This is a genomic window from Variovorax terrae (genome assembly GCF_022809125.1).
In the GTDB taxonomy this organism is placed as follows: domain Bacteria; phylum Pseudomonadota; class Gammaproteobacteria; order Burkholderiales; family Burkholderiaceae_C; genus Variovorax_A; species Variovorax_A terrae.
In genome coordinates this window covers 2,023,997-2,049,575 of the sequence record NZ_JALGBI010000001.1, presented here as the reverse complement: position 1 = coordinate 2,049,575, position 25,579 = coordinate 2,023,997, and the positions used below count along the sequence as shown (strand labels likewise).

Here is a 25,579-nt window from a genome sequence, read left to right as displayed (position 1 = left end):
CCGCCGCTAACATGGCCGGACACTCCGGAGGACTCTTCCATGATTCCATCGACGTTTCCCCGCCCCCTGGCCGAGCAACTCTCCCGCGCGTGGTGGCTGCTGCTCATCCGTGGCCTGTTTGCCATCGCCTTCGGCGTCTTCACGTGGCTCCAGCCGGGCATCTCGCTCGCGGCGCTGGTGCTGGTCTTCGGCATCTTCGTCATGGCCGATGGCCTTCTGGGCGTGATCACGGCCATCCAGGGCCGCAAGGAAAACGACGCCTGGTGGGCGCTGCTGCTCTGGGGGCTGGTGGGCATCGGCGTCGGCCTGATCACCTTCTTCGCGCCCGGCATCACGGCGCTGGTGCTGGTGCTGTACGTGGCCGCCTGGGCGCTGGCCACGGGGCTGCTGCAGATCGTGGCGGCGGTTCGCCTGCGCAAGGAAATCGAAGGCGAATGGCTGCTGGCCCTGGGTGGCCTGGTCTCGGTGGTCTTCGGCGTGCTCGTGATGATCCAGCCCGGCGCGGGCGCCCTGGCCCTGCTGTGGATGCTGGCGGCCTACGCGGTGCTGTTCGGTGTGCTGCTGGTGGTGCTGGCCTTCAAGATGCGCAAGGCCATGCCGAGGGCGGCCTGACGCAGGTGGCCACGGCGTCAGGCCGCATCCGCCTGCGTGGCAACCCAGTCCTCGAACGCCGCCAAGGCCGGCAGCCCCGCCTTGGCTTCGGGGTAGCAGAAGTAGTAGCCCGAGGGCATCGTCAGCGTTGATGCAAAGGGCGCCTCGACCAATCCGTTGTCGATGTCGTCCTTCACCAGGCACAGGGGCACCAGGCCGATGCCCAGGCCGGCCATGACGGCCCGGACGATGGAGGTGACCTGGTCGAGCCGGGGCCCGCCAACCGGGTTGGGATGGTCGACGCCATACGCTTCGCACCAGCGCAGCCAGGCCGTGGGTTCGCTGGGGTGCTGCAGCAGCGCATGTTGGCGGATGTCTCCGCGCTGGCGCAGCTTCTGCGCGGCGGGCAGCCCGGGTGGCGCGATCAGGATGAACTCCCTGCCGGCGATATAGCGGGCCGTCGTGTCCGGCCAGACGCCTTCGCCGTAGCGGAAGGCGCAATCGAGCTGGGGCAGGGCAAAGTCGCGGCCTTGCGAGAAGGGTATGAAGTTCAGGAAAACCTCGGGATGTGCCGACTGGAACGCGGGCAGCCGCGGAATCAGCCACTTGGCCCCGAACGTCGGCGTGGTCGAGAGGTTCAGAACACCGCCACGGCCTTGCTGCGCCATCACGTCCAGCGTGGCCGTCTCCAGTTGCTGCAGGGCCTGCGAGACCGCCGGCAGGTAGCGCTGGCCCGCAGGCGAGAGGACGAGCCGGCCGCGAACGCGCATGAACAGATCCAGGCCCAGCATCGCTTCGAGTTCGATCACCTGCTTGCTGACGGCGCCCTGCGTCAGGTGCAGTTCCCGGGCCGCCCCCGAGATGGTGGACTGGCGCGCGGTGGCCACGAAGGCGCGGAGCAGGTGAACAGGAGGATGCAGGCGGCTCATGTATTCCAGAAAGGAATGGAGGATTGCCGATTATTCGATTTACCCGGCCGCGGCGCAATCACAGAATTCGCCCATTGCCGCCGCTCCAGGCTGCATGACCCGAAGAACCGACAAGGAGACATCCATGCGCCTGCTGCCATTTGCCGCTGTCCTGATCCATGCCCTGGCCTGGACCGCGGCCGGGGCCTCCACCCCGTTCCCGAACAAGCCCGTGACCCTGGTCGTGGGCTATCCCGCGGGCGGGACCACCGACATCGTGGCCCGCCGCTGGGGCGAGGAACTCGCCAGGAAGCTGGGGCAGCCCGTGCTGGTGGAGAACGTGGCGGGCGCGGGCGGCGCCCTGGCCGCGCGGCGTGTGGCCCGGGCGCCGGCCGATGGCTACACCCTGCTGGTGGGGTCGGTCAACGAACTGGTGCTGACCCCGCTGGCGCTCAAGACTCCGAACTACAAGAGCAGCGATTTCCGGGCCGTGATGCTCACCTATGCCTCGCCGGTGGTGCTGCTGTCGAACAACCAGCGGCCCTACAAATCCATCGCCGACATCGTGGGCGCGGGCAGGAAGGGCCAGCAGATCTCCTACGGCACGCCGGGGCGCGGCACCTTCCACAACGTCGTGCTGCACCTGCTGGCGCAGCGCAACGGCATCGAGATGCTGCACATTCCCTACAAGGGCGGGGCGCCCTTCGTCACGGACGCCATCGGCGGGCAGATCGACCTCATCGTCTCGCCGGTGGTGAGCGCGCTGCCCATCATCAACGCGGGGCAACTGCGTCCGATTGCCATCACGTCGGCGGCGCGCTCCGAGGCCTTGCCCCAGGTGCCCACCTTCAGCGAGAGCATGCCGGCGCTGCAGGGGTTCGACTACACGGTCTGGGCCGGCATCTTTGCGCCGGCCGGCACGCCCGCCCCGGTCATCGACAGGCTCAACGGCGCCCTGCGCGAGGCCTACCAGACCGAGGCCCTGCAGGCCTTCGTGCGCACCAGCGGCGCCAGCATCCCGTCGGCGGGGCTCGATCCCTGGAGCGCCCAGCGCTTCGTCGAGGCGGAGGAGCGCAAGTACCGCGCGATCGTGCCGCAGCTCAAGCTCGAAGATTGATCTGCGTGAGCTTCGTCCGTTCGCACGGCACCGCCATCTACTACGAGCGCCACGGCCAGGGGCCTGCTGTGCTGTTCTGCCACGGCGCGGGCTCCAATGCCGCCACCTGGTGGCAGCAGATTCCGCGGTTTGCGCAGCACTTCACCTGCCTGGTGTACGACCACCGCGGCATGGGCCGCTCGGCGGCCGAGCCGGCCTCGTTCGTGCCGCAATGCTTCGTGGACGACGCGCTGGCCATCCTCGACGCCGAGGGCATCGCGCGGGCCGCGCTGGTGTGCCAGTCGCTCGGCGGCGTGACGGGGCTGCGGCTGGCCTGCGGGCACCCGGACCGCGTCTGGGCCTTCGTGCCCTGCGATTCACCGCTCGGGGTGGCCCATGCGCCGCTGCTCGAGAGCCTGCAACGCTTCATGGACGAGGCCGACACCACGCCGGTGGAGGAGCGCGCCTTCGCCCCCGGCTACGCGGCGGCGCAGCCCGAAGCGGCGTTTCTCTATGCGCAGATCAATCGCTTCAACCCGGCCGTGTTCGCGCCCGCGCCGGGCATGGCGGGCTGGCAGGCGCGGCTGCGCGCGCTGCTGGCGCCGCCGCACCTGCTGCCGCTGGCCGCGCTGGCGCAGGTGCACTGCCCCACGCTGTTCGTGACGGGCCGGCACGACCGCCTCGTGACGCCCGCGCTGGCCGCGGCGCTGGCCCGCTGCGTGCCAGGCAGCGCCACGGCAGTGATCGAGGGCGCGGGACACTCGCCCTACTACGAGCAGGCGGCCGCGTTCAATGCGGCGGTGCTGTCTTTCCTCCAGCGAGCCGGGTTGGAGCCTTTTTGCCGGAATTAAGAGCCAAAAGTGGCTGATGTCCAGGTGGCGTGGTCATTGGTTGCTATGAAAACAGGAGCAACTGGCGGCCGGGCCGCCGCAGTGCCACAATGGGCGCGTGAGTCCAGCCAACGGCAGCGGCCGCCGGGGCGGGGCAGGTTCTCCCGCCGGGTTCATGGCGCCGCCGCGTGTTCTCTGCAAGGCTGGTGTGCCATGTGCAAAGGGGTGCCACCATGATGATCGATCGCACCGCCGCCACCCTGTTCGCCGCCGTGCTGGTGCTGCCGGCCGTGGCCTCGGGGCAGGCGGCTTCCTCGTCCGCCGCCTCGTCGTCGGCCTCCTCTTCGTCCTCTTCCTCTGTCTCCACCTCGGGCGGCGCATCGTCGAGCGTCGTGACGGGCGGCCACTGGTCGTCCGAAGGGCGCACGGGCAGCTACCGGGTGGTCGTCGCGCAGGGCGGCGCCGCGCCTGCGGCAGCGCATGTGCGTGTGGAATGGCTGGCCGAGGCGAACCCGCCGGGCCGCGGCGCCGAGGTGGTGGCGGCCGTGGAACCGCGGCTGCCGTTCGGCCAGGAGGGCGCCCGCCTGGGCGTGGAGCTGCAGTCGATGGGGCCGGGGCAGGCCCGCATCACGCTCACGGGACCGGCGCCGGCGGCGCGCGCCGTCTTCATCGCCACCACGCCGGGCCACCTGGCAGCAGCGGACGGCGCGTCCTGAGCGGCGCCCGGCGCGTCCTGAGCGGCGCCCGCCGCGCTCCTTCAGCCGGATGCGCTCAGGCCGCTTCGAGGCCGTTGCGCTGCTTGGCCGGCGCGGCGGCCGGCGAGGCCATGAAGTCCAGCAGCTCGCGCACGGCATCGGCCTGCGTGGAGGTGGCGCACAGGCCGGCCGAGAAGGTGGTGACGATCTGGATCGCCGGCGGCAGCGGGCCCAGCACGTCGATGCCCTGCAGCAGGATCAGCTCGCTCAGTTGCTGGAAGCCCAGTTCCACCTCGCCCTTGGCCACCAGCGAGCCCACGGGCACGCCGGGCGGGGCCTGCACGATGCGGTCCTTGATCTCGTCGGCAATGCCCCATTGCTCGAACAGCTTCACGAGGTGCACGCCGCTCGGGCCGGTGGAGTAGCTCAGGGAGCGCGCCTGGCGCACGGCCTGCTTGACGGCTTCTTCCGAGTCGATGTCCGGCCGCGGCGCGCCGGCGCGCACCGCGACCGAGACGCCCGAGTGCACGAGGTCGCGCCGACTGCCGGCGGCGATGCGCCCCTCGGCAATCAGCTTGTCGATGGCGTTGGCCGCGAGGATGACGATGTCGAAGGCCTCGCCGGCCTGTACGCGCTTGGCAGCGTCCACGCCGCCGACGGACTCCAGCCGCACGCGGATCGGCGAGGTCTGGTGGAATTGTTCGATGAGTTCGGCCAGCACCTGGCGGGTGGCCATCGAGGAGATGATGCTGAGGGTGATGGGAGAGGCCATGCGGCTGCTTTCGGAAAACGGACTCGGTGGAGCGGAAGACGCAAAGGTGGATGAGAAGCCAGCCCGGAATTAGAGCATGCCAGGGCCGGCATGGCGGCGCCGATCAGCAAGCGCCGCTGTCCGCGGGCCGGCGCTCCAGCTTCAGGCGCAAGGGGGCGGCGGGCCGCAGCGTGACGTGCAGGAGCGGCTGCGGAGCGCCAGCGCCCGCCGCAACCTCGAACCTGAAGCGCTGCAGCAGCATGGCGGCGATCACGGCCATCTCGGCGCTTGCGAGGTGCTGCCCCAGGCAGACGCGCGGCCCGGTGCCGAACGGCATCCAGGTGCCGCGCGGCGCGTCGGCGGCGGGCGCCGGCGGCTCGCCCGCGTCGTCGAAACGCCCGGGCCGGAACGCCTCGGGCTCGGGGAACCAGCGCGCATCGCGCTGCATCAGGCCCAGCGGAATCATGAACAGGGTGCGCGCGGGAAGGCGCCAGGGCCCCAGCGCCACCGGCCGGGTGCAGCGCCGGCTGATGAGCACGGGGGCCGCGGGGTACAGGCGCATCGTCTCCTGCAGCGTGAAGCCCAGCCGGCGCAGCCGGGGCAGGTCGCCAGCCGAGGGCGGGCGACCCTGCAGCCGTTCCCGCACTTCGTCGGCGGCCCGCCGCTGCTCCTCGGGATGGGTCGCCATGCACCAGGACCACCAGGTCAGGGTGCTGGCCACGGTTTCGTGCCCGGCCAGGAAGGCCGTCATGCATTCGTCGCGCACCGCCTGCAGGGGCCAGTCCTGCGGCGCCGCCTGGTGCAGCCGCAACAGGCGGCTCAGCAGGTCGTCGGGCCAGTCGGCGGCGGGGCGGGCCCGCCGGCGTTCAACCTGGCGGCCGATGAACTGCCGCAGCCAGGCGAGCGCCCGGCGCTTGCGCCGTTTCCAGGGCATGAAGTCGGGCCAGTGCAGCGGCCAGTAGAACTCCCGGTCGGCCGCGCGGCTCGCCACCCGGACGGCTTGCTCGGCGGCGCCAGCGTCCTCGCCGATCGGACTGGAGAACACCAGGCGCGCGATCGCGTCCATCGTGAGCGAGGTCAGCGCCTGCTCGATCGGCCAGTCGTCGGACCGGCCGGGCCAGTCCCACAGGGCGGCCTGGGTCGCGGCCACGAGCATCGGAACCTGGGCCTGCGCGGACTTCGGGGAGAAGGCCGGCAACAGGGCCTGGCGCTTGCTGCGCCAGGGCTGCCCCTCGCTCACCAGAACGCTCTGGCCATGCAGTTGTGCAAACACCGCGATGCCGTGTTCCCAGCGCGTCAAGGCCTCGTGCTGGGTGACCAGCAATTCCCTCACCAGCGCGGGGTCCGTGACGATGATCTGGTGTTCGGGCCAGGTACGCACATGGACCACGTCGCCGTACTGGCGCTGCCAGTTGGCGACGGTGCCGAGGAGGTCGCGCGACATGCGCCGCAGCAGCCCCCAGCCCGTGAGGCCCGACGGAGGGCCTGGCGGCCAGGCGGGCCCGGAAGCCGGCGCCGCGGGCTGGGCCGAGGCAGGCGAATGGGCGGCGAAAGGGCAGCCCGCGGCGGCTGTGGCGGCATCTGGCGAGCTGGGCGGAGCAGGTGAGTGGGGCAGGGTGTTCATGCGCCAATGATTCGCGATGCGGCGATGCGCGTCTTGAATGAAAACGTCATCCCGGCCCCCCTACACTTCGTCACCATGAATGCCGCCGTGCTGCCTCTGCCATCGCCGCCTCCGTCGCTGCGCTGCCCGGCCTTCCGGGCCCGGGCAGCCCGCTGGGCCGGCTCCGGGCCGGCGCCGCAGTCGCGCCTGTACACCGCGCCGCCCGCGCTCCAGGGCGCGCTGGTGGCCGTGGTGTGCCGCGACACGCGCGGGCGGGCCCTGGACGATGCGCAGCGCCTGTCGCATTTCCCGGCCTCGCCGCTGGTCTGCCTGTCCTGGTACCAGGACCTGGACGCGGGGCTGGTGACCGAGACGCCCGAGGGGGCAAGCCGCTGGCGGCCATTTGCCGCGTCCGTGATGCTCTCGGGCAGCCAGACGGCGCCCACGGCGAGCTGGGCCCCGACGACGGGGCGGGGCGGCATGCTGTGCTTCACGCTCGATGCGGCGCAGCAGCTGTTCGGGGTGGACCTCGTGGAGGCGCAGGATCGTTTCGTTCCGGCACTCGACGTGCTCGGGCGCGCCTGGTCGCCCCTGTGCGATGCCCTGCTTGCCGCCAACGACGATGCGCAGACCATGGTCGCGCTGCAGCGGCACCTGGCGCCGCGCTGGCGCGAGGTCCTGGGCCGCGCCGGCGATTCGCTGCCGTCCCTGAGCGAGTTCGGGCGGCACTGGGTGGGGCGGCTGGGCCTGCAGGCCCGGGAGTGGCAGCGCACACTGGGCACGCGCCAGGTGGAGCGGCGCGTCAAGGCCTTCAGCGGCCGCTCGATCCGGGAGTGGCAGGGCATGGTCCGCACGGAAGGCCTGTTCCACGCGGCGCGGCAGCGCCACGCGCAGGGCCAGCCGCTCGACTGGCCTGCGCTGGCCCTCGACGAAGGCTTTTCGGACCAGGCCCACATGAGCCGGGCGGTGCGCCAGATCACGGGCTTTGCCCCGACCGAATTCGCCCGGCGGTTCGAGGAGGACGAGTCGTTCTGGATGTACCGGTTGTGGGTCTAGGCTTGAGGACGGTTGTGACCCGCTCTCACGCGCCCTTGGCGCAGCGCTTTGGGTTGCATTGCCACTTTTGCTGGCATTCGATCTTCCTGGCGCGCATCGCTCACAGGCTTGTCCGTCACAAGTTGGTCACTGATACCGCACGCACGTTGAGATAGGCCTCCACCGCCTCGGAGCCGCCCTCGGATCCGTAGCCCGAGTCCTTGATGCCGCCAAAAGGCAGCTCGGCCGAAGGGGTGGCCTGCTGGTTTACCCACAGCATGCCTACCTCGACGCGGCGCGCGAGCAGGTCGGCATTCTTGAGCGAGCGGGTGTAGGCATAGCCAGCCAGGCCGTACGGCAGCCGGTTGGCTTCGGCGATCGCGTCTTCGAGCCTGTTGAAGGGGCGGATGGCTGCCATCGGTCCGAAGGGCTCGTCGTTGAAGACCCTCGCTTCCAGCGGCACGTCAGCCAGGATCGTGGGCTGCCAGAAGTTTCCGGCATCGCCGATGCGCCCGCCGCCCGCGATCAGCGTGGCGCCACGTTCGACCGCATCCTTGGTGAACTCGGCCATCGCCGAGACGCGGCGCGGGTTAGCCAGCGGTCCCATCTGCGTGCCGTCGGCGAGGCCGTCTCCTACTTTGAGCGCCTGCGCCTGCTTGGCAAACTCGGCCGTGAACTGCCTGGCCACGCTCTCGTGCACCAGGAAGCGCGTGGGAGAGATGCAGACTTGGCCCGCATTGCGGAATTTGGCCGCGCCTGCGGCCTTGACGGCCAGCTGGATGTCCGCGTCCTCGCAGACGATCACCGGGGCGTGGCCGCCCAGTTCCATGGTCACGCGCTTCATGTGCTGGCCGGCCAGCGCCGCCAACTGCTTGCCTACGGGGGTGGATCCGGTGAAGGTGATCTTGCGGATGATGGCGTGCGGGATCAGGTAGCTGGAGATCTCTGCTGGGTTGCCGTAAACCAGACCCAGCACGCCGCTCGGCAGGCCCGCATCCTGAAAGGCCTTGATGAGCGCCGCGGGCGCGGCCGGGGTTTCCTCGGGCGCCTTCACTAGCATGGAGCAGCCAGCCGCGAGCGCCGCAGCCACTTTGCGCACCACCTGGTTGATCGGGAAATTCCACGGTGTGAAAGCGGCCACCGGGCCGACCGGGTCTCTGAGCACCATCTGGCGAATGTGGACCCCGAGGCGAGAGGGCACGATTCGTCCATAAATGCGGAAGCCCTCCTCGGCGAACCACTCGATGATGTCGGCCGCAGCCATCGCCTCGCCCTTGCCCTCGGCGATGGGCTTACCCTGCTCCTGCGTGATCAGGCGACCGATCTCATCGGCGCGCTCGCGCATGAGGGCCGCGGCCTTGCGCATGATCTTGCTGCGCTCAGCCGGCACCATGTCGCGCCAGATCTCGAAGCCCTTTTGCGACGCGACAAGGGCACGGTCCAGGTCACGGGTGGAGGCATGGGCGACGCGGCCGATCTCCACGCCGGTAGCGGGGTTGAAGACGGCCAGCGAGCGGCCGCCTTCGGCGTCCTGCCACTCGCCGCCGATGAAGAGCTGGGTGTTGGGATAGGTCATCTGAATCAAATCTCGAAACGGTAACTAGTGTGAGACTGTATCTGAGGTGAAACCAGTCTTGCCAACAAACATTCGAGTTAGCGTATCGAGAACTTTTCATCCCGCCATTTGAACGCTGCCTTGAGACCGCTTTCCTGAGCGATGCCAAAAAATTCCCGCTTTTCCGGCGAGTCCAGCAGATGAATGAGTGCAAACATTTCGGCGCCGTAGTCGATGGTCGCCTGGAAGCCGCGCATGTCGTAACCACGATTCAGGGCCTGCTTGTTCATCTGCATCGCTTCGGGGGCAATCATGGAGAGCTTCAATGCCAGCTCCTTCGCCTCACTCAGCAGATCCGCGGCGGGCACGACCTTGGTGACCAAACCCGCGTCGCAGGCTTCGCGCGCGCCGATCCGCTCGCCGGTCAGCATCATGGCCTTGGTCTTCTTCATGCCGAGAACCCAGGGCATGATCATCATCGGTGGTGCCGACTGGAACTGGATCTCAGGTTCACCGAACTGCGCGTCATCCGCCGCCAGCGTGAAGTCGCACGCCATCGACAACTCGCAGCCACCCCCCAGGCAGAAGCCATTGACGGCCGCGATCACCGGCAGCCGCGATCGCCATATCTTCAGGAAGGTGTCGTTGCCCATGCGCGCATGCTCGCGCCAATCCTGGACGGTGGTAAAGGGCTTCTCGCGAGGGCTCAGGTCGAAGCCGGAGCTGAAGGCGCGCCCCGATCCCGCGATCACCAGCGCGCGGATTTCCTGGTCGGCCTCGAGCGCGTCCAGCGCGTGCTGCATCTCCAGAAGGATGTCATCCCCGAGCGCGTTCATCTTCTCCGGCAGCGCGAGCGTGAGAGTAGCTACCCAGCGGTCGATCTCAAGGTGGATGCAGCGGTAGTTCGTTTCGTCTTTGAAAGTCATGTCGTAGTTCCTCGTTCAGTTGTCGGTTTTTCGCGGAATGATCAGTGCGTCCAGTGGGCAGGCACCCTGGCCTACAGGAAGGACCGCCACGGGGTTGAGCTCGATCGTCTCGATGCTGTCGGCATAGGCTTCGGCGATCGCAGAGATCTTCACTAGCAGTTCCTCGAATGCAGGTCGGTCCGCCTCGGGCTCTCCGCGGTAGCCCGCGAGCAGCCGCGCTGCGCGGGTCTGGCCGACAAGATCGGACGCCCGGGCATGGTCAATGGGGGTGAGCGCAAAGGCGCTATCGTTCATCAGCTCCACCAATACACCACCGGCGCCGACGACGACGCCTCTCCCGAAGGGCGGATGCTGAGTCGTCCCGATGATCATCTCGACGCCGCCCCTGACCATCTCCTGGACTACCACGCCGTGGATTCGCGCGCCGGGGTGATGGCGCCGTACGCTCTCGTTGATGTGATCGAACGCGGTGGCCACCTCTTGGGCATTCCGGAGGGATAGAGCGACTCCGCCTGCATCGCTCTTGTGCGGGATGTCGGGAGAGTCGACCTTGAGCACGACGGGATAACCGATCTCATCCGCGGCGCCAACGGCCGCATGCACCGACCCAGCCGTGGCCTCGCGAGCGATGCGAACGCCGTGGTCGTGCAGGAAGCGCTTGGCCTCGGCTTCAGACAGTGCGTCCCCAGCGGCCAGGCGCACTTGCCAGGCCGGGATAGGCTGCACATTCACTGGAGGCAATGTGGAGGTCGCCGTCCAGCCGTGCCACCGCAGGAACGCGCGAACAGCCACCAGGGCCGGGCGAGCCCCTTGCAAGCAAGGGACCGGTGAGCCGCGCAGGGGTTCAACGGTGGCCGCATGCAGCGGACCCGAGACGTTGCTGTAGAAGACGACAGGTTTGCGCGACGTCTTCTCGATCTCGACCGCCGTCTGCGCTAATCGCCCATAGCCGAGCGCCGCAGCGTCGCTCAATCCTGCAGGGCAATCCTGTGAGACCGCGAGCAGGCCCACGCCTGGATCGTCGAGAAGGGCGGTCATGGCCTTCGCATACATCGACGGGTCAGACAGGGCGGCGCTGGTCGCATCGAGCGGATTGGCCACCGTGCCAAAACTGGGCAGGATATTCGAGAGAGAACTCGATGTTTCTTCGGACAGTGACGGCAGACTGAGGCCCAGCTCATGGCCCAGGTCGCAGGTCAGTGCGACTTCACCGCCACTGATGTTGATGACGGCCAAACCGTTTCCCGATGGCGCCTTGCGCACCGCATCGAACAGCGCACAGGTCTCGATCAACTCGTCCAGGTCGTCAAAAACCTCGATTCCCGCCTGCCGGAAAAAGTCACTCGCTGCAGCATGCGAGGCTGCGAGCGAGCCGGTGTGCGCCGCAGACGCCGCCGCACCCTTCGCGGTGCGGCCGACCTTGAGCGCCAGCACCGGCTTGCCTGCGGCACGCATGCGCATCGCGGAGGCCGCGAGCCGGCCGGGATTTCTCACTGCTTCGAGGAACAGGCACGCCACGCGTGTGTTTGGGTCTCCCGCGAAATGCTCGAGGTAGTCTTCGACATCCAGCACCGCGCTGTTGCCCATGGAGACCACATGGCTCAGGCCGAAGCGGCCCGTCCCGCTCAATGCGACGCATGCCGAACCCGAGTGGGCCGCAATCGCCACGCCGCCGCGCGGCGCGTCGTGGGCGAGCGGCGCGCTGTAGAGCGCGAATTGCCGATGCAGGTTGCGCACGCCGAGCACGTTCGGTCCGCAGACCTTCATGCCGCTGCTGCGGCAGAAATCGGCCAGTGACTTCTGCATGCGTTGTCCCTGCTCGCCGACTTCGGAGAACCCGCTCGCGAACACGACGGCCGCCTTGGCGCCGCGGTTCGCGGCTTGTTCCAGGATGGGGAGCACGCGCTCGGCCGCAAGGCCGATCGCGACGCATTCGGGCGCCTCAGGCAACGCGTCCAGCGTGGGAAAGCAGTCCCAGTGCGCCAGGCGCGTCTCGCTGGGGTGGATCGGATAGACCGCCCCCATGAAGCCGGACTTCTGCAGGTTATCCAGTACACGTTGTCCCAGGGCGCCGGCGCGCGACGACGCACCAACGACCGCAACAGACGAAGGATTGAGAAGTGCATTCAGGCTCATCGCAACCTCCCTAGGCGTTGACATCGACGACGGTCCGGCCGCGCACCTCGCCGGCCAGCAGCTTCGGTGCAACAGCAATCGCTTCCTGCAACCCGACCTCGTGCGAGATCACGCGCAGCAGCTCCCGATCGATCTCGTCGGCCAGGTACTGCCATGCGGTACGGCGCACGGCCAATGGAGCGATCACGGAATCGACGCCTGCCAGCGTGACGCTGCGCAGGATGAACGGCGCCACAGTCATCGCCAGGTCCATGCCCTGGGCCAGCCCGCATGCGGCCACGACTCCGCCATAGCGCGTCGAAGCGCAGGCGTTGGCCAGAGTGTTGCTGCCGACGGAGTCGACGACAGCGGCCCATTTCTCCTTCTCAAGCGGCTTGCCGCGCTCGGACAGCTCCTTCCTGTCGATCACCCTGGAGGCACCCAGCTTTTCGAGATAGGGCGCCTCTCCGGTGCGTCCCGTGCTGGCCACCACGCTGAAGCCGCGCCGGGCCAGCAGGGTGGTCGCGATACTCCCCACGCCGCCGGCGGCACCTGTGACGAGAACTTCTCCGTCCGAAGGCTTGACCCCGTGCTTCTCCAGCTTGAGAACACACAGCATCGCCGTATAGCCCGCAGTGCCCAGCGCCATCGCATCACGGGCATCGAGACTTGCTGGCAGCGGGACCAGCCAGTCGGCCTTGGCGCCGGCGTACTGGGCAAGACATCCCCAATGGCGTTCGCCCACCCCCCAACCGTTCAGTACGACGCGCTGGCCTGCCTTCAGGTCGGGATGGCTGCTTTCCTCGACCACGCCGACGCCATCGATGCCTGGCACCATCGGCCACTGGCGGACGATGGGCTCACCCTTGACGATCGCCAGCGCATCCTTGTAGTTCAGTGATGAATACTCAACCCGCAACCGGACTTCAGCGGGGGGAAACTCCTGCGCGGACAACTCGCGAACCTCGGCGCGCGGCGCGCCGTCATGCTTGCTCAGAAGAATGGCCTTGGCCACGATAGATCTCCTCGTTCCTGCGCGGACCATCCGCGACAGAAAGGAATCTAAGTGCGGCCCATCGTGTCCACAAGCATCGATTTGTCGCCGATGCGTTCTGATAGCGAGAACGCAAGCGCCATGTGAGGTGAGTTATCGCGCGGTGCTGCGCGACTCGAGGACTTCGGCGATGCGTCCGATCATCGCTGTACTTGCCACGGAAAGCGCTCTCCCGCGGCGCATGCAACAGGCCAGCTGTTGCGCGGGAATGTCGGTGTCACGCAAGGGAACATAGACGACGGGGGAAGACTTCGAGACTGGCGCGATGACCTGCTGCGTCAGTATTGAGATGCCGATACCCGCCTCGGTCGCCGAGCGCATGACTTCGTAGGAGTTGGTTGTCATCGCGATTTTCGGCGCCACGCCTGCCTGCAGGAACATGCGGTCGAGCGTCGCGCGCAGGGCAAGCGATTCGTCGGGCATCACGAGCTGGTGAAGCGCGCAGTCCCGCAGCTTCAGAGTCCGGCGAGATGCAAGCGGGTGTGTGCGGCGCATCATGACGCAGGCGCCGATCGCTAGCTTTACCGCGATCGTCACCCCATTGTGGGGAGAGGGGTTGAAGGCCAGGGCAAAGTCGATCTCGTCGGCAAGAACCATCTCGACAAGGCGGGGGGAGTTCGCCGCGACCACGTGGTACTGGATGTGGGGATGGCTGCTGCGGAAGTCCGTCAGCAGGCCGGGGAGCACCTCGCGCCACAGCCCCTCATTGACACCAAAATTCACTGTGCCGCGATGCAGACCCAGCAGCGAGTCGATCTCCGTGCCCGCAGCTCCCAACTCTGACATGGCTCGCTTGAGCCGGTAGAGCAGGATTTCCCCGGCGGCCGTCAGCTTCAGGCCCTCGCGCCCGCGCCCGCGTTCGAAGAGCTGCGACCCCATTTCGTCTTCCAGGTATTTGACATGGCGATTGATGGCCGAGGCGGCAATGTGGATCTGGTCCGATGCCTTGCGGAACGAGCCAGCCTTCGCCACCTCGAAGAAATACCTCAGCGACAGTGGGTGCTTCAGAGGGAAAAACGAATCGCGCGACATGCCTGAGACTTTCGTTGGTGTTTTTCGTGCGTTCTCGATTCGAGCACGCAAATGGATGTATTCAATGATTGTCGATGTGCGGCGGGAAGTCTAGATTCCTTCCTCAGCACAATCGCATGGAGCGCAGTATGAAATCACAAATCGCCGTCTCCCACCGCAGGCATTTGCTTGCCGCCATCGCCCTTTCGCCCCTGACAGGGTGGGCGCAACAGAAGAGCGGCTGGCCTGATCGGCCCGTGCGCTTCATTGTCGGCTGGCCTCCCGGTGGAAGCGCTGACAGTACCGCCCGGCTCCTCGCGGAACGGCTCACCCGCCGCATCGGGCAGCCGATCGTCGTCGAAAATCGACCCGGCGCGAGCGGGCGACTTGGCGTTCAGTTGGTCATCAATTCGGAGCCCGATGGCTACACCATCCTGTTCGGGGCGCCTTCCGAGATCACGATCGCCGCGGCTACCGTCCAGGTCCTGCCCTACGACTTCGCCCGTGATTTGCAGCCCATCACCACGGTGGTTTCCGGCGCCATGATGATGGTCGCCGATGCACGCTTTGCGCCGAACAACGTCCCCGAGCTGGTGAGCTACGCGAAGGCGAATCCGAACAAGCTGAACTACGCCTCGTACGGCAACAATACGACCAATCACATCTACGGTGCGCAGTTCTGCTCAGCCGCCAATATCGAGGCAACGCATGTGCCGTACAAGGGCGGCGCGCCCGCCTGGAACGACATGATGGCCGGGCAGGTACAGTTCATGTTCGACAACGCGGCAGTGGTCATGCCGCTCGTGCGATCGGGCAAGCTCAAGGCGTTGGCTGTGCTGGGCACCGAGCGCATCGCGCTGACCCCGGGCACGCCAACGATGGCGGAGTCCGGCTATCCCAACATCGGTTTCAAGCCTTGGCTGGGGCTCTTCGCGCCTGCTCGGGTACCGGTATCCGTCGTGAGCAAACTGCACGACGAGGTTGCCGCCGTACTGTCCAACCCGGAGTTCACCCGGCAGCTCGAAGAACGAGGCACGCCGCCCTGGCGTACGACACCTGCGGAGTTCGGTAACGTTCTTCGCAACGAGACGGCTGAACTCAAGACACTGGTCCGCAAGCTGGGGCTGAAGCTCGAATGATTCCCCTCGAGACCATGGAAGTCACTCTCAAATGAACGGGGCCGAAGCGCTTCTGCGAAGTCTTGTTGGCGCAGGGATAGACACTTGCTTTTCCAATCCGGGAACCAGCGAGATGCATTTTGTATCGGCGCTGGATCGCGTGGCCGGCATGAGGGCCGTCCCGGCGCTGGCTGAGGGTGTCGCAACCGGCGCCGCAGATGGTTATGGCCGCATGACCCGCCGTCCGGCCGCAACGTTGCTGCATTGCGGTCCGGGTCTGGCCAATGGTCTTGCCAACTTGCACAACGCTCGCAGGGCCCGCTCGCCGATCGTCAATCTCATTGGCGATCTCTCCCATGGCCATCGGCCTGCGGATCCACCTCTCGCCATGGACATTGAGGCGCTGGCGCGCACCGTGTCCAGCTGGACGAGAACCGTACTCGATGTGCATGCTGTCGCCCGGGACGGGGTTGCCGCCGTGGCCGCATCGCTGACGGCTGGCAGGGGGATTGCGAGCCTTGTGCTTCCTTCCGATGTGTGCTGGTCCGACGGCGTGCAGTTCGCCATGCCTGGAAAAGCGGCGGCCACAACCTTGGTCGATGCGGCCACCGTCGAAAAGGCGCGGAGCGCGTTGAGCGGTCCTGCCTCCGCGTTGCTTCTGGGTGGCGATGCCTTGACTGGCGATGCACTGCTTCTGGCCGGCGCCATTGCCCGGCGCACGGGCGCACTGCTGTTGACGGAAAGCTCGATCGCCCGAATCGAACGCGGGCAAGGGAGGCCGGTTGTCCAGCGGATTCCCTATGCCCCATCGGCGGCCGTGTCCTTCATGGCGGGCATTCGGAGGCTGGTGCTCGCGGGCGCGAAGCGTCCGGTGTTCTCGTTCTCTGGGCCCGACGGGCGGTCGCATCCCGAAGCCGAGGGCATCGACGTGTCAACGCTGGTGCACGCCGAGGAGGATGTAGCCGATGCGCTCGAACGGCTTGCGCGCGCGCTCGATTGCGCCCCCTGGACGGCCGAAGAGGAGGGCACCGACGCGGCACAGCCAGCATGTGGCCCGATCAATCCAGATGCGCTCGCACAGTCGTTGGCTGTGTTGATGCCGAGGGAATGCATCGTCGTCGATGAGAGCGTCAGTTTCGGAAGAAACATGTTCCTTATGACCCAGCGCGCGGCCGCACACGACTGGCTTCAACTTACAGGGGGTGCCATCGGCATGGGCATGCCTCTTGCCACAGGGGCTGCGGTGGCTTGCCCCGGACGACGCGTGGTCAATCTCGAAGCCGACGGCTCGGCGCTGTACACCTTGCAGGCGCTTTGGACCCAGGCACGCGAGCAGTTGAGCGTGACGACCATCATCATCTCCAACCGTCGCTATGCAATCCTGTTCGACGAAATGAAGCGCGTCGGCGCAAAAACGTCGACCGTATCCGAGGACCTGCTGACGCTGGACAGACCGGACATCGATTGGGTCAAGCTCGCCTCGGGGTTCGGTGTGGAGGCGGAGCGGGCGACTTCGATGGAAGCCTTCAACGCCGCTTTCCAACGGGCCATCGAAGCGCACGGGCCTCGACTCATTGAGCTGGTCGTCTGAGAACCTGTCAAAGTCTTTGAAGTTGCGTGTGCACCAGAGCGCTCCACACCCGACCGCCTTCTACAGATAGCGCAGCTCCTTGTTGATGGCGGCCGCAGTCTTCAGCAGCGGCGGCACCAGCCGCGCCAGCACCGCATCGAGCTGCCAGCGCGGCGTGGGCACGGCGATGTTGATGGCGCCCAGCGGCTGGCCGGCCGGGTCCAGCAGCGGCGCGGCCACCGAGAGGTCGCCGATGAAGGCTTCCTGGTCGTTCAGCGCATAGCCCTCGGCGCGGGCCAGCGCCAGCGCCTGCTGCAGGCCGGCCAGGTCGGTGACGGTGTGGCGCGTCATCGCCGTGCGCCGCGCGGCCTTCAGCCGGGCCACCGCCTCCGCGTCGCTCATTTGCGAAAGGATGGCGCGGCCGGCCGCGGTGCAGAAGGCCGGCAGCCGCGAGCCCACGTGCAGGTCCACGCTGACCGCGTGCAGGCTCGGGTAGCGCGCCACATAGACGATGTCGTGCCCTTCGAGCTCCATGAGGTTGACGGTTTCCGCCGTGCGGCGGTTCAGTGCCTCGAGGTGCGGCTGGGCCCGTTCGCGCAGCTGGTCGGTGGCCAGCACGGTGTGGCCGAACTCCAGCATCCGGCCCGACAGCGTGAAGGAGCGCGTGGCCGGGTCCTGGCGCAAATAGCCGAGCACGCGCAGCGTGTGCGTGATGCGCTGCACTGCGCTGCGGTCGAGCTGTGCCAGGGCGGCCAGCTCGGTCAGGCCCACGGCCCGGCCGGCGGTGTTGAGGGCTTCGAGCACCTGGAAGCATTTGGCCACGGAGCCGAGAAAGAGCGGGCTTTCTTCGTCGGCGGCGGGATGGGCCGCGGCCTTGGCGCGCGAGGGGGTGGCACGGGTCAGCATGGCAGGGCGGCCTAGCGGCCTTCGGCCAGGGATGGGTAGAGGTCGGGGCGGCGGTCGCGCCACCAGGGAAATTTCTTGCGCGCGGCGCTCACCGCGTCGAGGTCGATCTGCGCCGTCAGCAGCTGCGCGGCCTGGGTGCCGGCCTCGGCGGCGATCATGCCGCGCGGGTCCACCACCATGCTGCGGCCCAGGTGGTGGCGCGAGCCTTCGGTGCCGACCCGGTTGCAGGCCAGCACGAACACGCCGTTCTCGTAGGCGCGGGCGCGCAAGGGAATCTCCCAGATCGAGGTGCGTTGCGCCGGGTCGGCGTAGGTGGAGAAGCTGATCGGCATGGCGATCAGCTCGGCGCCCTTGAGCGCCAGGACGCGCGAGGCCTCGGGGTAGAGCCGGTCGTTGCAGATCTGCACGCCGATGCGCGTGCCGGCCACCGCATACACCTCCAGGCCGCCGCCCGGGGCGAAGTAGAACTTCTCGTAGCTGCCGGTGCCGCCCGGGCCCGAGGTGGGAAAGTAGGCGGGGATGTGGGTCTTGCGGTAGCGCCCAACCTGCTGCCCCCGTTCGTCGTAGATGAAGGCGCTGTTGAAGTAGCCGTCCTCGGCCCGCTCGGCGAACGGCAGCACCAGGGCGATGCCGTGCTGGCGGGCCTTGTCGCGCAGGCCTTTCAGCGCGGGATGGTCGGGCGCCATGAAATAGGGGTCGAACGCTTCTTCCAGCCGGTTGGCGAAGAAGGGCGTGAGGAACAATTCGCAGAAGCTCAGCAGCCGCACGCCCTGGCGCGCCGCCTCGTCCAGCAGGGCATGTGCGCTCTCGGTGATGGCGGGCAGGCCGTTATCGGCCACGCTGCCGGTCTGGGCGGCTGCAACGGTGAGAAGGCGGGCCATGGGGTCTCCTATATTATTGCATTCCAATAACTGAATATTGCTAAACAATATTCTAGGCGCTAAAGTGCTTTGCCAGTGCCGCCGGTCGTGCGGCCGTTTGTTCCCCCGCTTTTGGAGAGTCCTGATGCAGCGTCGCCGCTTCCTGCTTTCGTGCTCCGCAGCCGCCGCCTTGCCCGGTGTGGCGCTGGCCCAGGCCCCCGGCTGGCCGGCGCGTCCGCTGCGCCTGGTGATCGGCTACCCGCCCGGGGGCAGCACCGACATCGCCGGCCGGCTGCTGGCCGAGCGGCTGGGGCGCAGCCTGGGCCAGCAGGTGATCGTGGACAACCGCGCCGGTGCCGGCGGCACGGTGGGAGCCATGTCGGTGGTGCGGGCCGAGCCGGACGGCTACACATTGCTGCTGGCCGCTTCGCCCGAGGTGTCGATCGCGCCGATCACCATGAAGGCGCTGGCCTATGACCCGGTCCGGGACCTGCAGCCCATCACCCTGGTGGGCCAGGTGCCGTTCTTCCTGGTGGTCAACCCCCAGTTGCCGGCCCGCACGCTGGAGGAGTTCATCGCCTACGCGCGCGCCAACCCCGGCAAGCTCAACTATTCCTCCTTTGGCAACAACACCTCCAACCACCTGGCGGGCGAGCTGTTCAAGTCGATGGCGCGCATCAACAGCGTGCACGTGCCCTATAAGGGCAGCGGCCCGTCCATCACCGACCTGATCGGCGGCCAGATCCAGTACAGCTTCGACACGCCGACGGCGGTGCTTGAGCAGGTCAAGGCCGGCAAGCTGCGCGCACTGGCCGTGGCCGGCCGGCAGCGCCTGGCCAATGCGCCCGATGTGCCGACCTTCGCCGAGGCGGGCCTGCCCGGCTTCACCGGCGGCACCTGGTTCGGCCTGCTGGCGCCGGCGAAGACGCCGCGCGCGGTGATCGAGCGCGTCAACACCGAGGCGGTGGCCCTGTTGGCCGCGCCCGAGCTGTCCAGGGCCTTCGCCGAGCGCGACATCGTGCCCGCAGGCCAGAGCCCCGAGGAGTTCGGGCGCTTCATCCAGTCCGAAGTGGCCAAATGGAAAGACCTGGCTGCCAAGGTCGGCATCGTCGCCGAGTAAAGCCGGCCTCTTTTCTTGAATCCCATGCGAACCCTGCTCACCCATGCCACGCTGGTCGACTGCGTCCAGCCCCAACCCCAAGCCGACACGGCCGTCCTGATCGAGGACGGGCGGATCAAGGACATCTTCGCGGCCGGCCAGGCCCCCGCCGTCGGCGATGCCGAGGTCATCGACCTGAAGGGCGCCTACCTGATGCCCGGCCTGTGGGACGTGCACATCCACCCCGACTACTTCGCCTCGCTGGCCGACATGCCGCTGCCCGAGCAGGTCACGCTGTTCGGCCACAAGCTGCAGGCGGCGATGCTGGAGTCCGGCATCATGGGCCTGCGCTGCGCCGGTGCGCACCATTACATGGACGTGGCCTGGAAGCGGGCCTTCGACTCGGGCCAGCACCTGGGGCCGCGCCTGTTCGCGGCCGGCCATTTCCTCACCACCACGGGCGGCCATTTCCTGACCTCGGGCCACGCGCTGGAGTGTGACGGTCCCTATGGCTTCGTGCAGGCCATCCGCGAGCAGATCAAGAACGGGGTGGATCACATCAAGCTCAACCTGTCGGGCGGCATCATGGGCCCGGCCTGGGACCTGCACCGCCACTCGTTCCTGCTGCCCGACGAGATCAAGGCCGCGTTCGACATCTGCCGCCTGCGCGAATTCAAGGTGATGGCGCACGCCACCAACCCCGAGGCCGTGAAGGCCGCGATCCGGCTCGGCGCGCACAGCATTGAGCATGGCTACATCCTCGACGACGAGTGCATCGAGCTGTTCCTCGAGCACGACGTCTGGTACGTGCCGACGCTGTCGATCAGCCACCTCACGCCGGGCCAGGCGACCAACGACTGGGAGCAGCGCTGGGTGAAAAACCGCAACCTGGCCCATTCGCTGTGCTGCCGCGCCGACGCAGCCGCCGACGTGCATCAGGCCGGCTTCCTCAAGGCCCTGAAGGCGGGCGTGAAGATGGCGTTGGGCTCCGACATCCGGCCACTCAAGGACGCCGCGCTGCTGGAGTTGGGCCTGTGGGTGCGCGACGGCGCCACGCCCTGGCAGGCGCTGCAGGCGGCCACCCGCCACGGCGCCGCTATCTGCGGTGTGGGCGACGAGCTGGGCACGGTGGAGAAGGGCAAGATCGCCGACCTGATCGTGGTCGGCGGCAACCCGCTGGAGGACATCAACAACGTGCGCCGCCTGCAGCTCGTGCTCAAGGACGGGCGCATCGTGTCGGACAAGCGCCGTTGAACGCGGCGGCAACCTCCATGCAAGCCTCTTCAATGGCCGCGCGGCGGCTCGCCGTGGTGGGCGCCGGCGTGGTCGGCACCAGCATCGCCCTGGCCCTGCGCCGGCGTGGCGCCGACGTCACCCTGATCGACCGCGATGAGCCCGGCCGCGGCTGCAGCTTCGGCAACTCCGGCGCCATCAGCCCCGGCTCGGTGGCGCCGATGGCCTTGCCCGGCGTGCTGGCCTCGGTGCCCAGCATGCTGCTGGACGGCGAAAGCCCGCTGTACCTGCCCTGGCGCTACCTGCCGCGGGCGCTGCCCTGGCTGATGCGTTTTGTGGCCTCGGCCCGGCCTTCCGCCGTGGCCGATGCCGCCGCCCGGCTGGCGTCGCTGCACACCGGCGCGCTCGAGGCCCACGAGGCGATGGCGCGCGAACTGGGCGTGCCCGAGCTGTTCCTGCGCCGCGGCCACCTGCACCTGTACCCCGACGCCGCCGCGCTGGCCAAGGACGCCACCGGCTGGCGCCTGCGCGAAGCCTATGGCTACCGCTTCGAGCGGCTGGACCGCGCCGGCATCCTGGCCCTGGAGCCCGGCGTCTGCGAGCGCTACCGGGTTGGCGTGTACCTGGCCGACCATGCCACCATCCTCAATCCCTTTCGCTACGTGCAGGCCATGGCGCAGGCCTATGTGGACGCCGGCGGCCGCCTGCTGCGCACCGGCGTGCAGGCCCTGGTGCCCGAGGACGGCGCGTGGCGGCTTGACGGCGACGCGGCGGGTGGGAGCTTCGACCAGGTGGTGGTCGCGGCCGGAGCCTGGTCGCGCAGCCTGCTGGACCCGCTGGGCGTGCGGCTGGCGCTGGAAAGCCAGCGCGGCTACCACCTGCAGTTCGAGGGCGCGCGCGATACCGTGTCGCGCACCGTGGTGCTGGCCGACCGCAAGGTCTTCATCACGCCGATGGAAGCGGGCCTGCGCGTCGGCGGCACGGTGGAGATCGGCGGCCTGGCGCAGCCGCCCGATCCGCGCCGCGCGGCCCTGCTTGGACAGATCGCGCGCCAGACCTTTGCCGGCCTGGACGGCGTGCCCACCCGTTCATGGATGGGGCACCGGCCCTGCATGCCTGATTCGGTGCCGGTGGTCGGCCCCGCGCCCGGCCGGCCCGGCCTGTGGCTGGCCGTGGGCCACGGCCATCTGGGGCTGACCGATTCGCTGACGACGGCGCAGCGGATCGCCGACGGCCTGCTTGGAAAAACCTCTTCGCCGGCCACGGCCTGAACCTCTTCATCCACTCGCTGCCAGGAGTCTGCCATGCGCTTCATGTCGTCCACCCGCGCCGTCCTCACGGCCCTCGGCGTCGCCCTTGCCGCGACCAGTTCGCTGGCGCAGGGCTGGCCCACCAAGCCGGTGCGGCTGGTGATTCCGTTCCCGGCAGGCGGCTCGACCGACATCGTCGGGCGGCTGCTGGGCGACAAGCTGTCGCAGAGCCTGGGCCAGGCCTTCGTGATCGACAACCGCGCCGGAGCCGGTGGCACCACCGGCTCCGACCTCGTGGCCAAGGCCGCGCCGGACGGCTACACCCTCCTCATGGGCACCAGCAGCACGCACGCCATTGCGTCCAGCCTGTACAGCAAGCTGCCGTATGACTCGATCAAGGACTTTTCGCCCGTGGCCCTGCTGGGCACGGCCACCATCCTGCTGGTGACGCATCCTTCGGTGCCGGCGAAGTCGGTGGGCGAACTCATCGCCCTGGCCAAGGCCCGGCCCGGGCAGCTGATGTTCGGCTCCACCGGCAACGGCAGCGTGTCGCACCTCACGGCCGAGCACTTCAGGAGCCTGGCCGGCATCGACATCCAGCATGTGCCGTACAAGGGCGATTCGCCGATGACGATGGACCTGGTCAGCGGCCGCATCGCGCTGGCCTTCGGCACCGCCGTGGCGTTCCTGCCCTATGTGCAGGATGGCAAGCTCAATGCGCTGGCCGTCACCGACGCCAAGCCGTCGCCGGTGGCGCCCAGGCTGCCGACCGTGGCTGCCTCGGGCCTGCCGGGCTTCGAGGCCCTGCAATGGTTCGGCATCCTGGCGCCGGCCGGCACGCCCAAGGAGATCGTGGCGCGCCTGAACGGCGAGATCGTGAAGATCCTGCAGATGCCCGATGTGCGCGAGCGGCTGCAGGGGCTGGGCATCCAGATCGTGGGCAGCAGCCCGGACCAGTTCGCGGGCTTCATGCGCACCGAGACCGCCAAGTGGGGCAAGATCGTGCGCGACTCGGGCGCCAAGGTGGACTGAACGGGGCCGGCCGGCCCGCTGGCGTTTGCCGCCGGGATCAAGCGGCCAGCGTGTGCAGCGGGATGTCCTTGTCCGCGGCGAGCCGGTCCAGCGCCCGCCGCGTCTGCGTGAGCAGGAAGGCCGCAATGGCTTGGTGCGTGGCCGGCGCGAACAGGGCGCGCACGTCGGGCGCCGTTACGCCCGCCGCCGCGCACAGCGCCGCCGCGAAGTGCGGCTCCAGCGCCGCCACGGCCACGCGGCCGTCCTTGCAGGGGTAGACGCGGTAGCCCGCGTGGGCGCCGCCGACCGAGCCGCTGGGCTGGGTCAGGCCCCAGGCGCGGGGCAGGGCGAGGTAGCCCGCCGCGCTCGACAGCGCCACTTCGATGAACACGCCCTTGTCCCTGGCCCGCTGCGCCAGCATGGCCTGCAGCACGGCCTCGCTGGCCATCAGCGAGCCGGCCATGTCGGCGTACAGCGTGGCCGGCAGGTCCAGCCCGGTCACGAGGCCGTTGTCGGCGAGATAGGTGAGGTCGTGGCCCGGCTCCTCGGCGCGCGCGCCGGGCGCGCCGACGATGGCCACCTGCGACAGCGCGGGATGGAGCCGGTGCAGCGCCTTCCAGCCCAGGCCCAGCTTGGCGAGCGCCGAGGGGCGGAACGAGGTCAGCAGCACGTCGGTGCGCGCCAGCAACTGGTGCAGCTTCTTCTGCCCGGCCTCGGTCTTGAGGTCTGCCGAGACGATCTTCACGCCTTCGTGCAACTGGGCGTAGGCCGGCGGGTTGTACTGGCCCATGGGGTCGCCTGAACTGCCGGCCGGCGCCCCTTTGGGCGCGGGCGGCTCCAGCTTGGTGCAGGTGGCGCCCATCTGGCGGCAGCGCATCAGCGCGGCCGGGCCGGGCAGGTTGAGGGCGAGGCTGAGAAGGCGCACGCCCTTGAGCGGGCGCAGCGAGGCGGCAGCGGAGATGGTGGTCATTTGCTATGGATTTGATAGCTGAAAATGTCCACCCGACGCGGACATCAGGCCGAATTTATCTCAAAAACGGCGCAAAGGCACCGTTTTCCGGTGTCAGTGCAGCTCGAACGGCAGGCCCACGTAGTTCTCGGCCAGCGAGGTGGACAGCGCCCTGGAGTGCGCGAGGTAGTCGAGCTCGGCCTCCTGCACGCGCTGGCCGAAGCCCGCGCTGTCGGGGAAGCGGTGCATCAGCGACGTCATCCACCACGAGAAACGCTCGGCCTTCCAGATGCGGCGCAGCGCGCGCTGCGAGTAGGTGTCGATGCCGGCGTCGCTCTTCTCGCCATAGTGCTCGACCAAGGCCGTGGACAGGTACTTCACGTCGCTGGCCGCCAGGTTCAGGCCCTTGGCGCCGGTGGGCGGCACGATGTGGGCCGCATCGCCGGCCAGGAACAGCCGCCCGAAGCGCATCGGCTCGCCGACGAAGCTGCGCAGCGGCGCGATGCTCTTCTCGATGCTGGGGCCGGTGATGATGCGGGAGGCCAGGTCGGGGTCGAGGCGGCGCTTGAGTTCGTCCCAGAAGCGCTCGTCGCTCCAGTCTTCCACCTGGTCGTCCAGCGGCACCTGCACGTAGTAGCGGCTGCGCGTCATGCTGCGCATCGAGCACAGCGCGAAGCCGCGCTCGCTGTTGGCGTAGACGATGGCATGCGGTGACACGGGCGGCACGTCCGACAGGATGCCGAGCCAGCCGAACGGATAGACCTTCTCGTACTCGGTGATCGCACCCTTGACGCTGGCGCGGCTGACGCCGTGGAAGCCGTCGCAGCCGGCGATGAAGTCGCATTCGATCTCATGCGTCTGGCCGTCCTTCTCGTAGCGCACGAGCGGGCGCTGGCCATCGAAGTCGTGCAGGCTCACGTTGGCGGCCTGGTAGACGGTGGGCAGGCCTTCGGCTGTGCGCGCTTCCATCAGGTCGCGCGTCATCTCGGTCTGGCCGTAGGCGGTGACGACCTTGCCGCCGGTCAGGCCGTGCACGTCGATCGGATGGCGTTCGCCGGCGAACACCAGCTCGATGCTGTGGTGCACGATGCCCTCGGCCGCCACGCGGTGGCCCACGCCGGCCTCGTGCAGCAGATCGACGGTGCCCTGTTCCAGGATGCCGGCGCGGATGCGGCCGAGCACGTAGTCGGGGGTCTGGCGTTCGAGAATGATGTTGTCGATGCCGGCCTTGTGCAGCAGCTGGCCGAGCAACAGGCCCGACGGGCCGGCGCCGATGATGGCAACCTGGGTACGCATGAAAGTCTCCTGATACAGCCTTCAAGCTTAGGAGGGGCCAGGCCCGCTTTCCAGCCCAGGGGGCACCGAATGTGCGATCATCGTGCGTGCTGCGCGATGATCGCGCAGCTAGTGGAG

At 68.2% G+C, this 25,579-nt stretch carries 23 protein-coding genes; 11 read left to right on the top strand and 12 right to left on the bottom strand.

Annotation, left to right across the window (positions count from 1 at the left end):
• Positions 1-39: 39 nt before the first annotated feature.
• The gene (locus MMF98_RS09640; protein WP_243306061.1) at positions 40-612 is read left to right on the top strand and encodes an HdeD family acid-resistance protein; all 573 of its coding nucleotides are present in this window, start codon (positions 40-42) and stop codon (positions 610-612) included.
• Between the two features lie 17 nt (positions 613-629).
• On the opposite strand, the gene MMF98_RS09635 is transcribed toward MMF98_RS09640, so the two are convergent.
• On the bottom strand, positions 630-1,520 hold the full coding sequence (locus tag MMF98_RS09635) for a LysR substrate-binding domain-containing protein (protein ID WP_243306060.1): 891 nt from the start codon (positions 1,518-1,520) through the stop codon (positions 630-632).
• A 124-nt stretch (positions 1,521-1,644) separates the two neighbouring features.
• Here MMF98_RS09635 and MMF98_RS09630 point away from each other — a divergent pair, with 124 nt between their 5' ends.
• The 3 genes from MMF98_RS09630 to MMF98_RS09620 all read left to right on the top strand — a co-directional run bounded on the left by MMF98_RS09630 (position 1,645) and on the right by MMF98_RS09620 (position 4,141).
• Positions 1,645-2,616 (top strand): Bug family tripartite tricarboxylate transporter substrate binding protein, encoded by a 972-nt coding sequence (locus tag MMF98_RS09630; protein ID WP_243306059.1) that lies wholly within the window; start codon positions 1,645-1,647, stop codon positions 2,614-2,616.
• Between the two features lie 5 nt (positions 2,617-2,621).
• Positions 2,622-3,446 carry an alpha/beta fold hydrolase gene (locus MMF98_RS09625; RefSeq protein WP_243306058.1) on the top strand — a complete coding sequence of 275 codons (825 nt, stop codon included), beginning with the start codon at positions 2,622-2,624 and terminating at the stop codon, positions 3,444-3,446.
• Between the two features lie 212 nt (positions 3,447-3,658).
• Positions 3,659-4,141, top strand: a complete 483-nt coding sequence (locus MMF98_RS09620; RefSeq protein WP_243306057.1) for a hypothetical protein — start codon at positions 3,659-3,661, stop codon at positions 4,139-4,141.
• A gap of 55 nt (positions 4,142-4,196) precedes the next feature.
• Here the strand turns inward: MMF98_RS09620 and MMF98_RS09615 are convergent, their stop codons facing one another.
• Both MMF98_RS09615 and MMF98_RS09610 read right to left on the bottom strand, forming a co-directional pair.
• Complete coding sequence (locus MMF98_RS09615) at positions 4,197-4,892, bottom strand: substrate-binding domain-containing protein (protein ID WP_243306056.1); 696 nt, start codon at positions 4,890-4,892, stop codon at positions 4,197-4,199.
• 103 nt (positions 4,893-4,995) lie between these two features.
• Complete coding sequence (locus MMF98_RS09610; protein ID WP_279343553.1) at positions 4,996-6,495, bottom strand: cytochrome P450; 1,500 nt, start codon at positions 6,493-6,495, stop codon at positions 4,996-4,998.
• A 75-nt stretch (positions 6,496-6,570) separates the two neighbouring features.
• On the opposite strand from MMF98_RS09610, the gene MMF98_RS09605 reads away from it, so the two are divergent.
• Positions 6,571-7,530: a helix-turn-helix domain-containing protein gene (locus tag MMF98_RS09605; RefSeq protein ID WP_243306055.1), complete on the top strand. Its 960-nt coding sequence runs from the start codon at positions 6,571-6,573 to the stop codon at positions 7,528-7,530.
• Between the two features lie 115 nt (positions 7,531-7,645).
• Here the strand turns inward: MMF98_RS09605 and MMF98_RS09600 are convergent, their stop codons facing one another.
• The 5 genes from MMF98_RS09600 to MMF98_RS09580 form a co-directional block, all read right to left on the bottom strand.
• Complete coding sequence (locus MMF98_RS09600) at positions 7,646-9,085, bottom strand: NAD-dependent succinate-semialdehyde dehydrogenase (RefSeq protein ID WP_243306054.1); 1,440 nt, start codon at positions 9,083-9,085, stop codon at positions 7,646-7,648.
• Positions 9,086-9,162: 77 nt separating this feature from the next.
• Positions 9,163-9,990: an enoyl-CoA hydratase/isomerase family protein gene (locus tag MMF98_RS09595; protein WP_243306053.1), complete on the bottom strand. Its 828-nt coding sequence runs from the start codon at positions 9,988-9,990 to the stop codon at positions 9,163-9,165.
• A gap of 15 nt (positions 9,991-10,005) precedes the next feature.
• A complete protein-coding gene (locus MMF98_RS09590) occupies positions 10,006-12,126 on the bottom strand; it encodes an acetate--CoA ligase family protein (RefSeq protein WP_243306052.1) in 2,121 nt (706 codons plus the stop codon).
• 10 nt (positions 12,127-12,136) lie between these two features.
• Positions 12,137-13,150 carry an acrylyl-CoA reductase (NADPH) gene (gene acuI / locus MMF98_RS09585; RefSeq protein WP_279343552.1) on the bottom strand — a complete coding sequence of 338 codons (1,014 nt, stop codon included), beginning with the start codon at positions 13,148-13,150 and terminating at the stop codon, positions 12,137-12,139.
• Between the two features lie 102 nt (positions 13,151-13,252).
• Positions 13,253-14,242, bottom strand: a complete 990-nt coding sequence (locus tag MMF98_RS09580; protein ID WP_243306050.1) for a LysR family transcriptional regulator — start codon at positions 14,240-14,242, stop codon at positions 13,253-13,255.
• A gap of 77 nt (positions 14,243-14,319) precedes the next feature.
• Between MMF98_RS09580 and MMF98_RS09575 the strand changes: the two genes are divergently transcribed.
• Together MMF98_RS09575 and MMF98_RS09570 are read left to right on the top strand one after the other, a co-directional pair.
• Positions 14,320-15,309, top strand: coding sequence for a Bug family tripartite tricarboxylate transporter substrate binding protein (locus tag MMF98_RS09575; RefSeq protein WP_243306049.1), 990 nt, complete (start codon positions 14,320-14,322; stop codon positions 15,307-15,309).
• Positions 15,310-15,340: 31 nt separating this feature from the next.
• Positions 15,341-16,879 carry an acetolactate synthase large subunit gene (locus tag MMF98_RS09570; RefSeq protein WP_243306048.1) on the top strand — a complete coding sequence of 513 codons (1,539 nt, stop codon included), beginning with the start codon at positions 15,341-15,343 and terminating at the stop codon, positions 16,877-16,879.
• 60 nt (positions 16,880-16,939) lie between these two features.
• Here MMF98_RS09570 and MMF98_RS09565 read toward each other — a convergent pair whose 3' ends face one another.
• Both MMF98_RS09565 and MMF98_RS09560 read right to left on the bottom strand, forming a co-directional pair.
• Positions 16,940-17,764: an IclR family transcriptional regulator gene (locus tag MMF98_RS09565; RefSeq protein WP_243306047.1), complete on the bottom strand. Its 825-nt coding sequence runs from the start codon at positions 17,762-17,764 to the stop codon at positions 16,940-16,942.
• A gap of 11 nt (positions 17,765-17,775) precedes the next feature.
• Positions 17,776-18,645, bottom strand: a complete 870-nt coding sequence (locus MMF98_RS09560) for a carbon-nitrogen hydrolase family protein (RefSeq protein WP_243306046.1) — start codon at positions 18,643-18,645, stop codon at positions 17,776-17,778.
• A 124-nt stretch (positions 18,646-18,769) separates the two neighbouring features.
• Between MMF98_RS09560 and MMF98_RS09555 the strand changes: the two genes are divergently transcribed.
• Genes MMF98_RS09555 through MMF98_RS09540 form a run of 4 tightly spaced genes read left to right on the top strand, consistent with a single transcriptional unit; the run spans position 18,770 to position 23,238 of the window.
• Positions 18,770-19,744: a Bug family tripartite tricarboxylate transporter substrate binding protein gene (locus MMF98_RS09555; protein WP_243306045.1), complete on the top strand. Its 975-nt coding sequence runs from the start codon at positions 18,770-18,772 to the stop codon at positions 19,742-19,744.
• A gap of 24 nt (positions 19,745-19,768) precedes the next feature.
• Complete coding sequence (locus tag MMF98_RS09550; RefSeq protein WP_243306044.1) at positions 19,769-20,977, top strand: amidohydrolase family protein; 1,209 nt, start codon at positions 19,769-19,771, stop codon at positions 20,975-20,977.
• 17 nt (positions 20,978-20,994) lie between these two features.
• A complete protein-coding gene (locus MMF98_RS09545) occupies positions 20,995-22,227 on the top strand; it encodes an NAD(P)/FAD-dependent oxidoreductase (RefSeq protein WP_243306043.1) in 1,233 nt (410 codons plus the stop codon).
• Between the two features lie 33 nt (positions 22,228-22,260).
• A complete protein-coding gene (locus MMF98_RS09540) occupies positions 22,261-23,238 on the top strand; it encodes a Bug family tripartite tricarboxylate transporter substrate binding protein (RefSeq protein ID WP_243306042.1) in 978 nt (325 codons plus the stop codon).
• A gap of 37 nt (positions 23,239-23,275) precedes the next feature.
• Here the strand turns inward: MMF98_RS09540 and MMF98_RS09535 are convergent, their stop codons facing one another.
• Together MMF98_RS09535 and pobA are read right to left on the bottom strand one after the other, a co-directional pair.
• The gene (locus tag MMF98_RS09535) at positions 23,276-24,187 is read right to left on the bottom strand and encodes a CoA transferase (protein WP_243306041.1); all 912 of its coding nucleotides are present in this window, start codon (positions 24,185-24,187) and stop codon (positions 23,276-23,278) included.
• Between the two features lie 93 nt (positions 24,188-24,280).
• On the bottom strand, positions 24,281-25,462 hold the full coding sequence (gene pobA / locus MMF98_RS09530) for a 4-hydroxybenzoate 3-monooxygenase (protein WP_243306040.1): 1,182 nt from the start codon (positions 25,460-25,462) through the stop codon (positions 24,281-24,283).
• Positions 25,463-25,579 lie beyond the last annotated feature (117 nt).

Coding starts and splice junctions, on each gene's coding strand:
- MMF98_RS09640 (WP_243306061.1), top strand. CDS start 40: ATGATTCCATCGACGTTTCCCCGCCCCCTGGCCGAGCAACTCTCCCGC.
- MMF98_RS09635 (WP_243306060.1), bottom strand. CDS start 1,520: ATGAGCCGCCTGCATCCTCCTGTTCACCTGCTCCGCGCCTTCGTGGCC.
- MMF98_RS09630 (WP_243306059.1), top strand. CDS start 1,645: ATGCGCCTGCTGCCATTTGCCGCTGTCCTGATCCATGCCCTGGCCTGG.
- MMF98_RS09620 (WP_243306057.1), top strand. CDS start 3,659: ATGATGATCGATCGCACCGCCGCCACCCTGTTCGCCGCCGTGCTGGTG.
- MMF98_RS09615 (WP_243306056.1), bottom strand. CDS start 4,892: ATGGCCTCTCCCATCACCCTCAGCATCATCTCCTCGATGGCCACCCGC.
- MMF98_RS09610 (WP_279343553.1), bottom strand. CDS start 6,495: ATGAACACCCTGCCCCACTCACCTGCTCCGCCCAGCTCGCCAGATGCC.
- MMF98_RS09605 (WP_243306055.1), top strand. CDS start 6,571: ATGAATGCCGCCGTGCTGCCTCTGCCATCGCCGCCTCCGTCGCTGCGC.
- MMF98_RS09600 (WP_243306054.1), bottom strand. CDS start 9,085: ATGACCTATCCCAACACCCAGCTCTTCATCGGCGGCGAGTGGCAGGAC.
- MMF98_RS09595 (WP_243306053.1), bottom strand. CDS start 9,990: ATGACTTTCAAAGACGAAACGAACTACCGCTGCATCCACCTTGAGATC.
- MMF98_RS09590 (WP_243306052.1), bottom strand. CDS start 12,126: ATGAGCCTGAATGCACTTCTCAATCCTTCGTCTGTTGCGGTCGTTGGT.
- acuI (WP_279343552.1), bottom strand. CDS start 13,150: ATGGTCCGCGCAGGAACGAGGAGATCTATCGTGGCCAAGGCCATTCTT.
- MMF98_RS09575 (WP_243306049.1), top strand. CDS start 14,320: ATGAAATCACAAATCGCCGTCTCCCACCGCAGGCATTTGCTTGCCGCC.
- MMF98_RS09570 (WP_243306048.1), top strand. CDS start 15,341: ATGAACGGGGCCGAAGCGCTTCTGCGAAGTCTTGTTGGCGCAGGGATA.
- MMF98_RS09565 (WP_243306047.1), bottom strand. CDS start 17,764: ATGCTGACCCGTGCCACCCCCTCGCGCGCCAAGGCCGCGGCCCATCCC.
- MMF98_RS09560 (WP_243306046.1), bottom strand. CDS start 18,645: ATGGCCCGCCTTCTCACCGTTGCAGCCGCCCAGACCGGCAGCGTGGCC.
- MMF98_RS09555 (WP_243306045.1), top strand. CDS start 18,770: ATGCAGCGTCGCCGCTTCCTGCTTTCGTGCTCCGCAGCCGCCGCCTTG.
- MMF98_RS09550 (WP_243306044.1), top strand. CDS start 19,769: ATGCGAACCCTGCTCACCCATGCCACGCTGGTCGACTGCGTCCAGCCC.
- MMF98_RS09545 (WP_243306043.1), top strand. CDS start 20,995: ATGCAAGCCTCTTCAATGGCCGCGCGGCGGCTCGCCGTGGTGGGCGCC.
- MMF98_RS09540 (WP_243306042.1), top strand. CDS start 22,261: ATGCGCTTCATGTCGTCCACCCGCGCCGTCCTCACGGCCCTCGGCGTC.
- MMF98_RS09535 (WP_243306041.1), bottom strand. CDS start 24,187: ATGACCACCATCTCCGCTGCCGCCTCGCTGCGCCCGCTCAAGGGCGTG.
- pobA (WP_243306040.1), bottom strand. CDS start 25,462: ATGCGTACCCAGGTTGCCATCATCGGCGCCGGCCCGTCGGGCCTGTTG.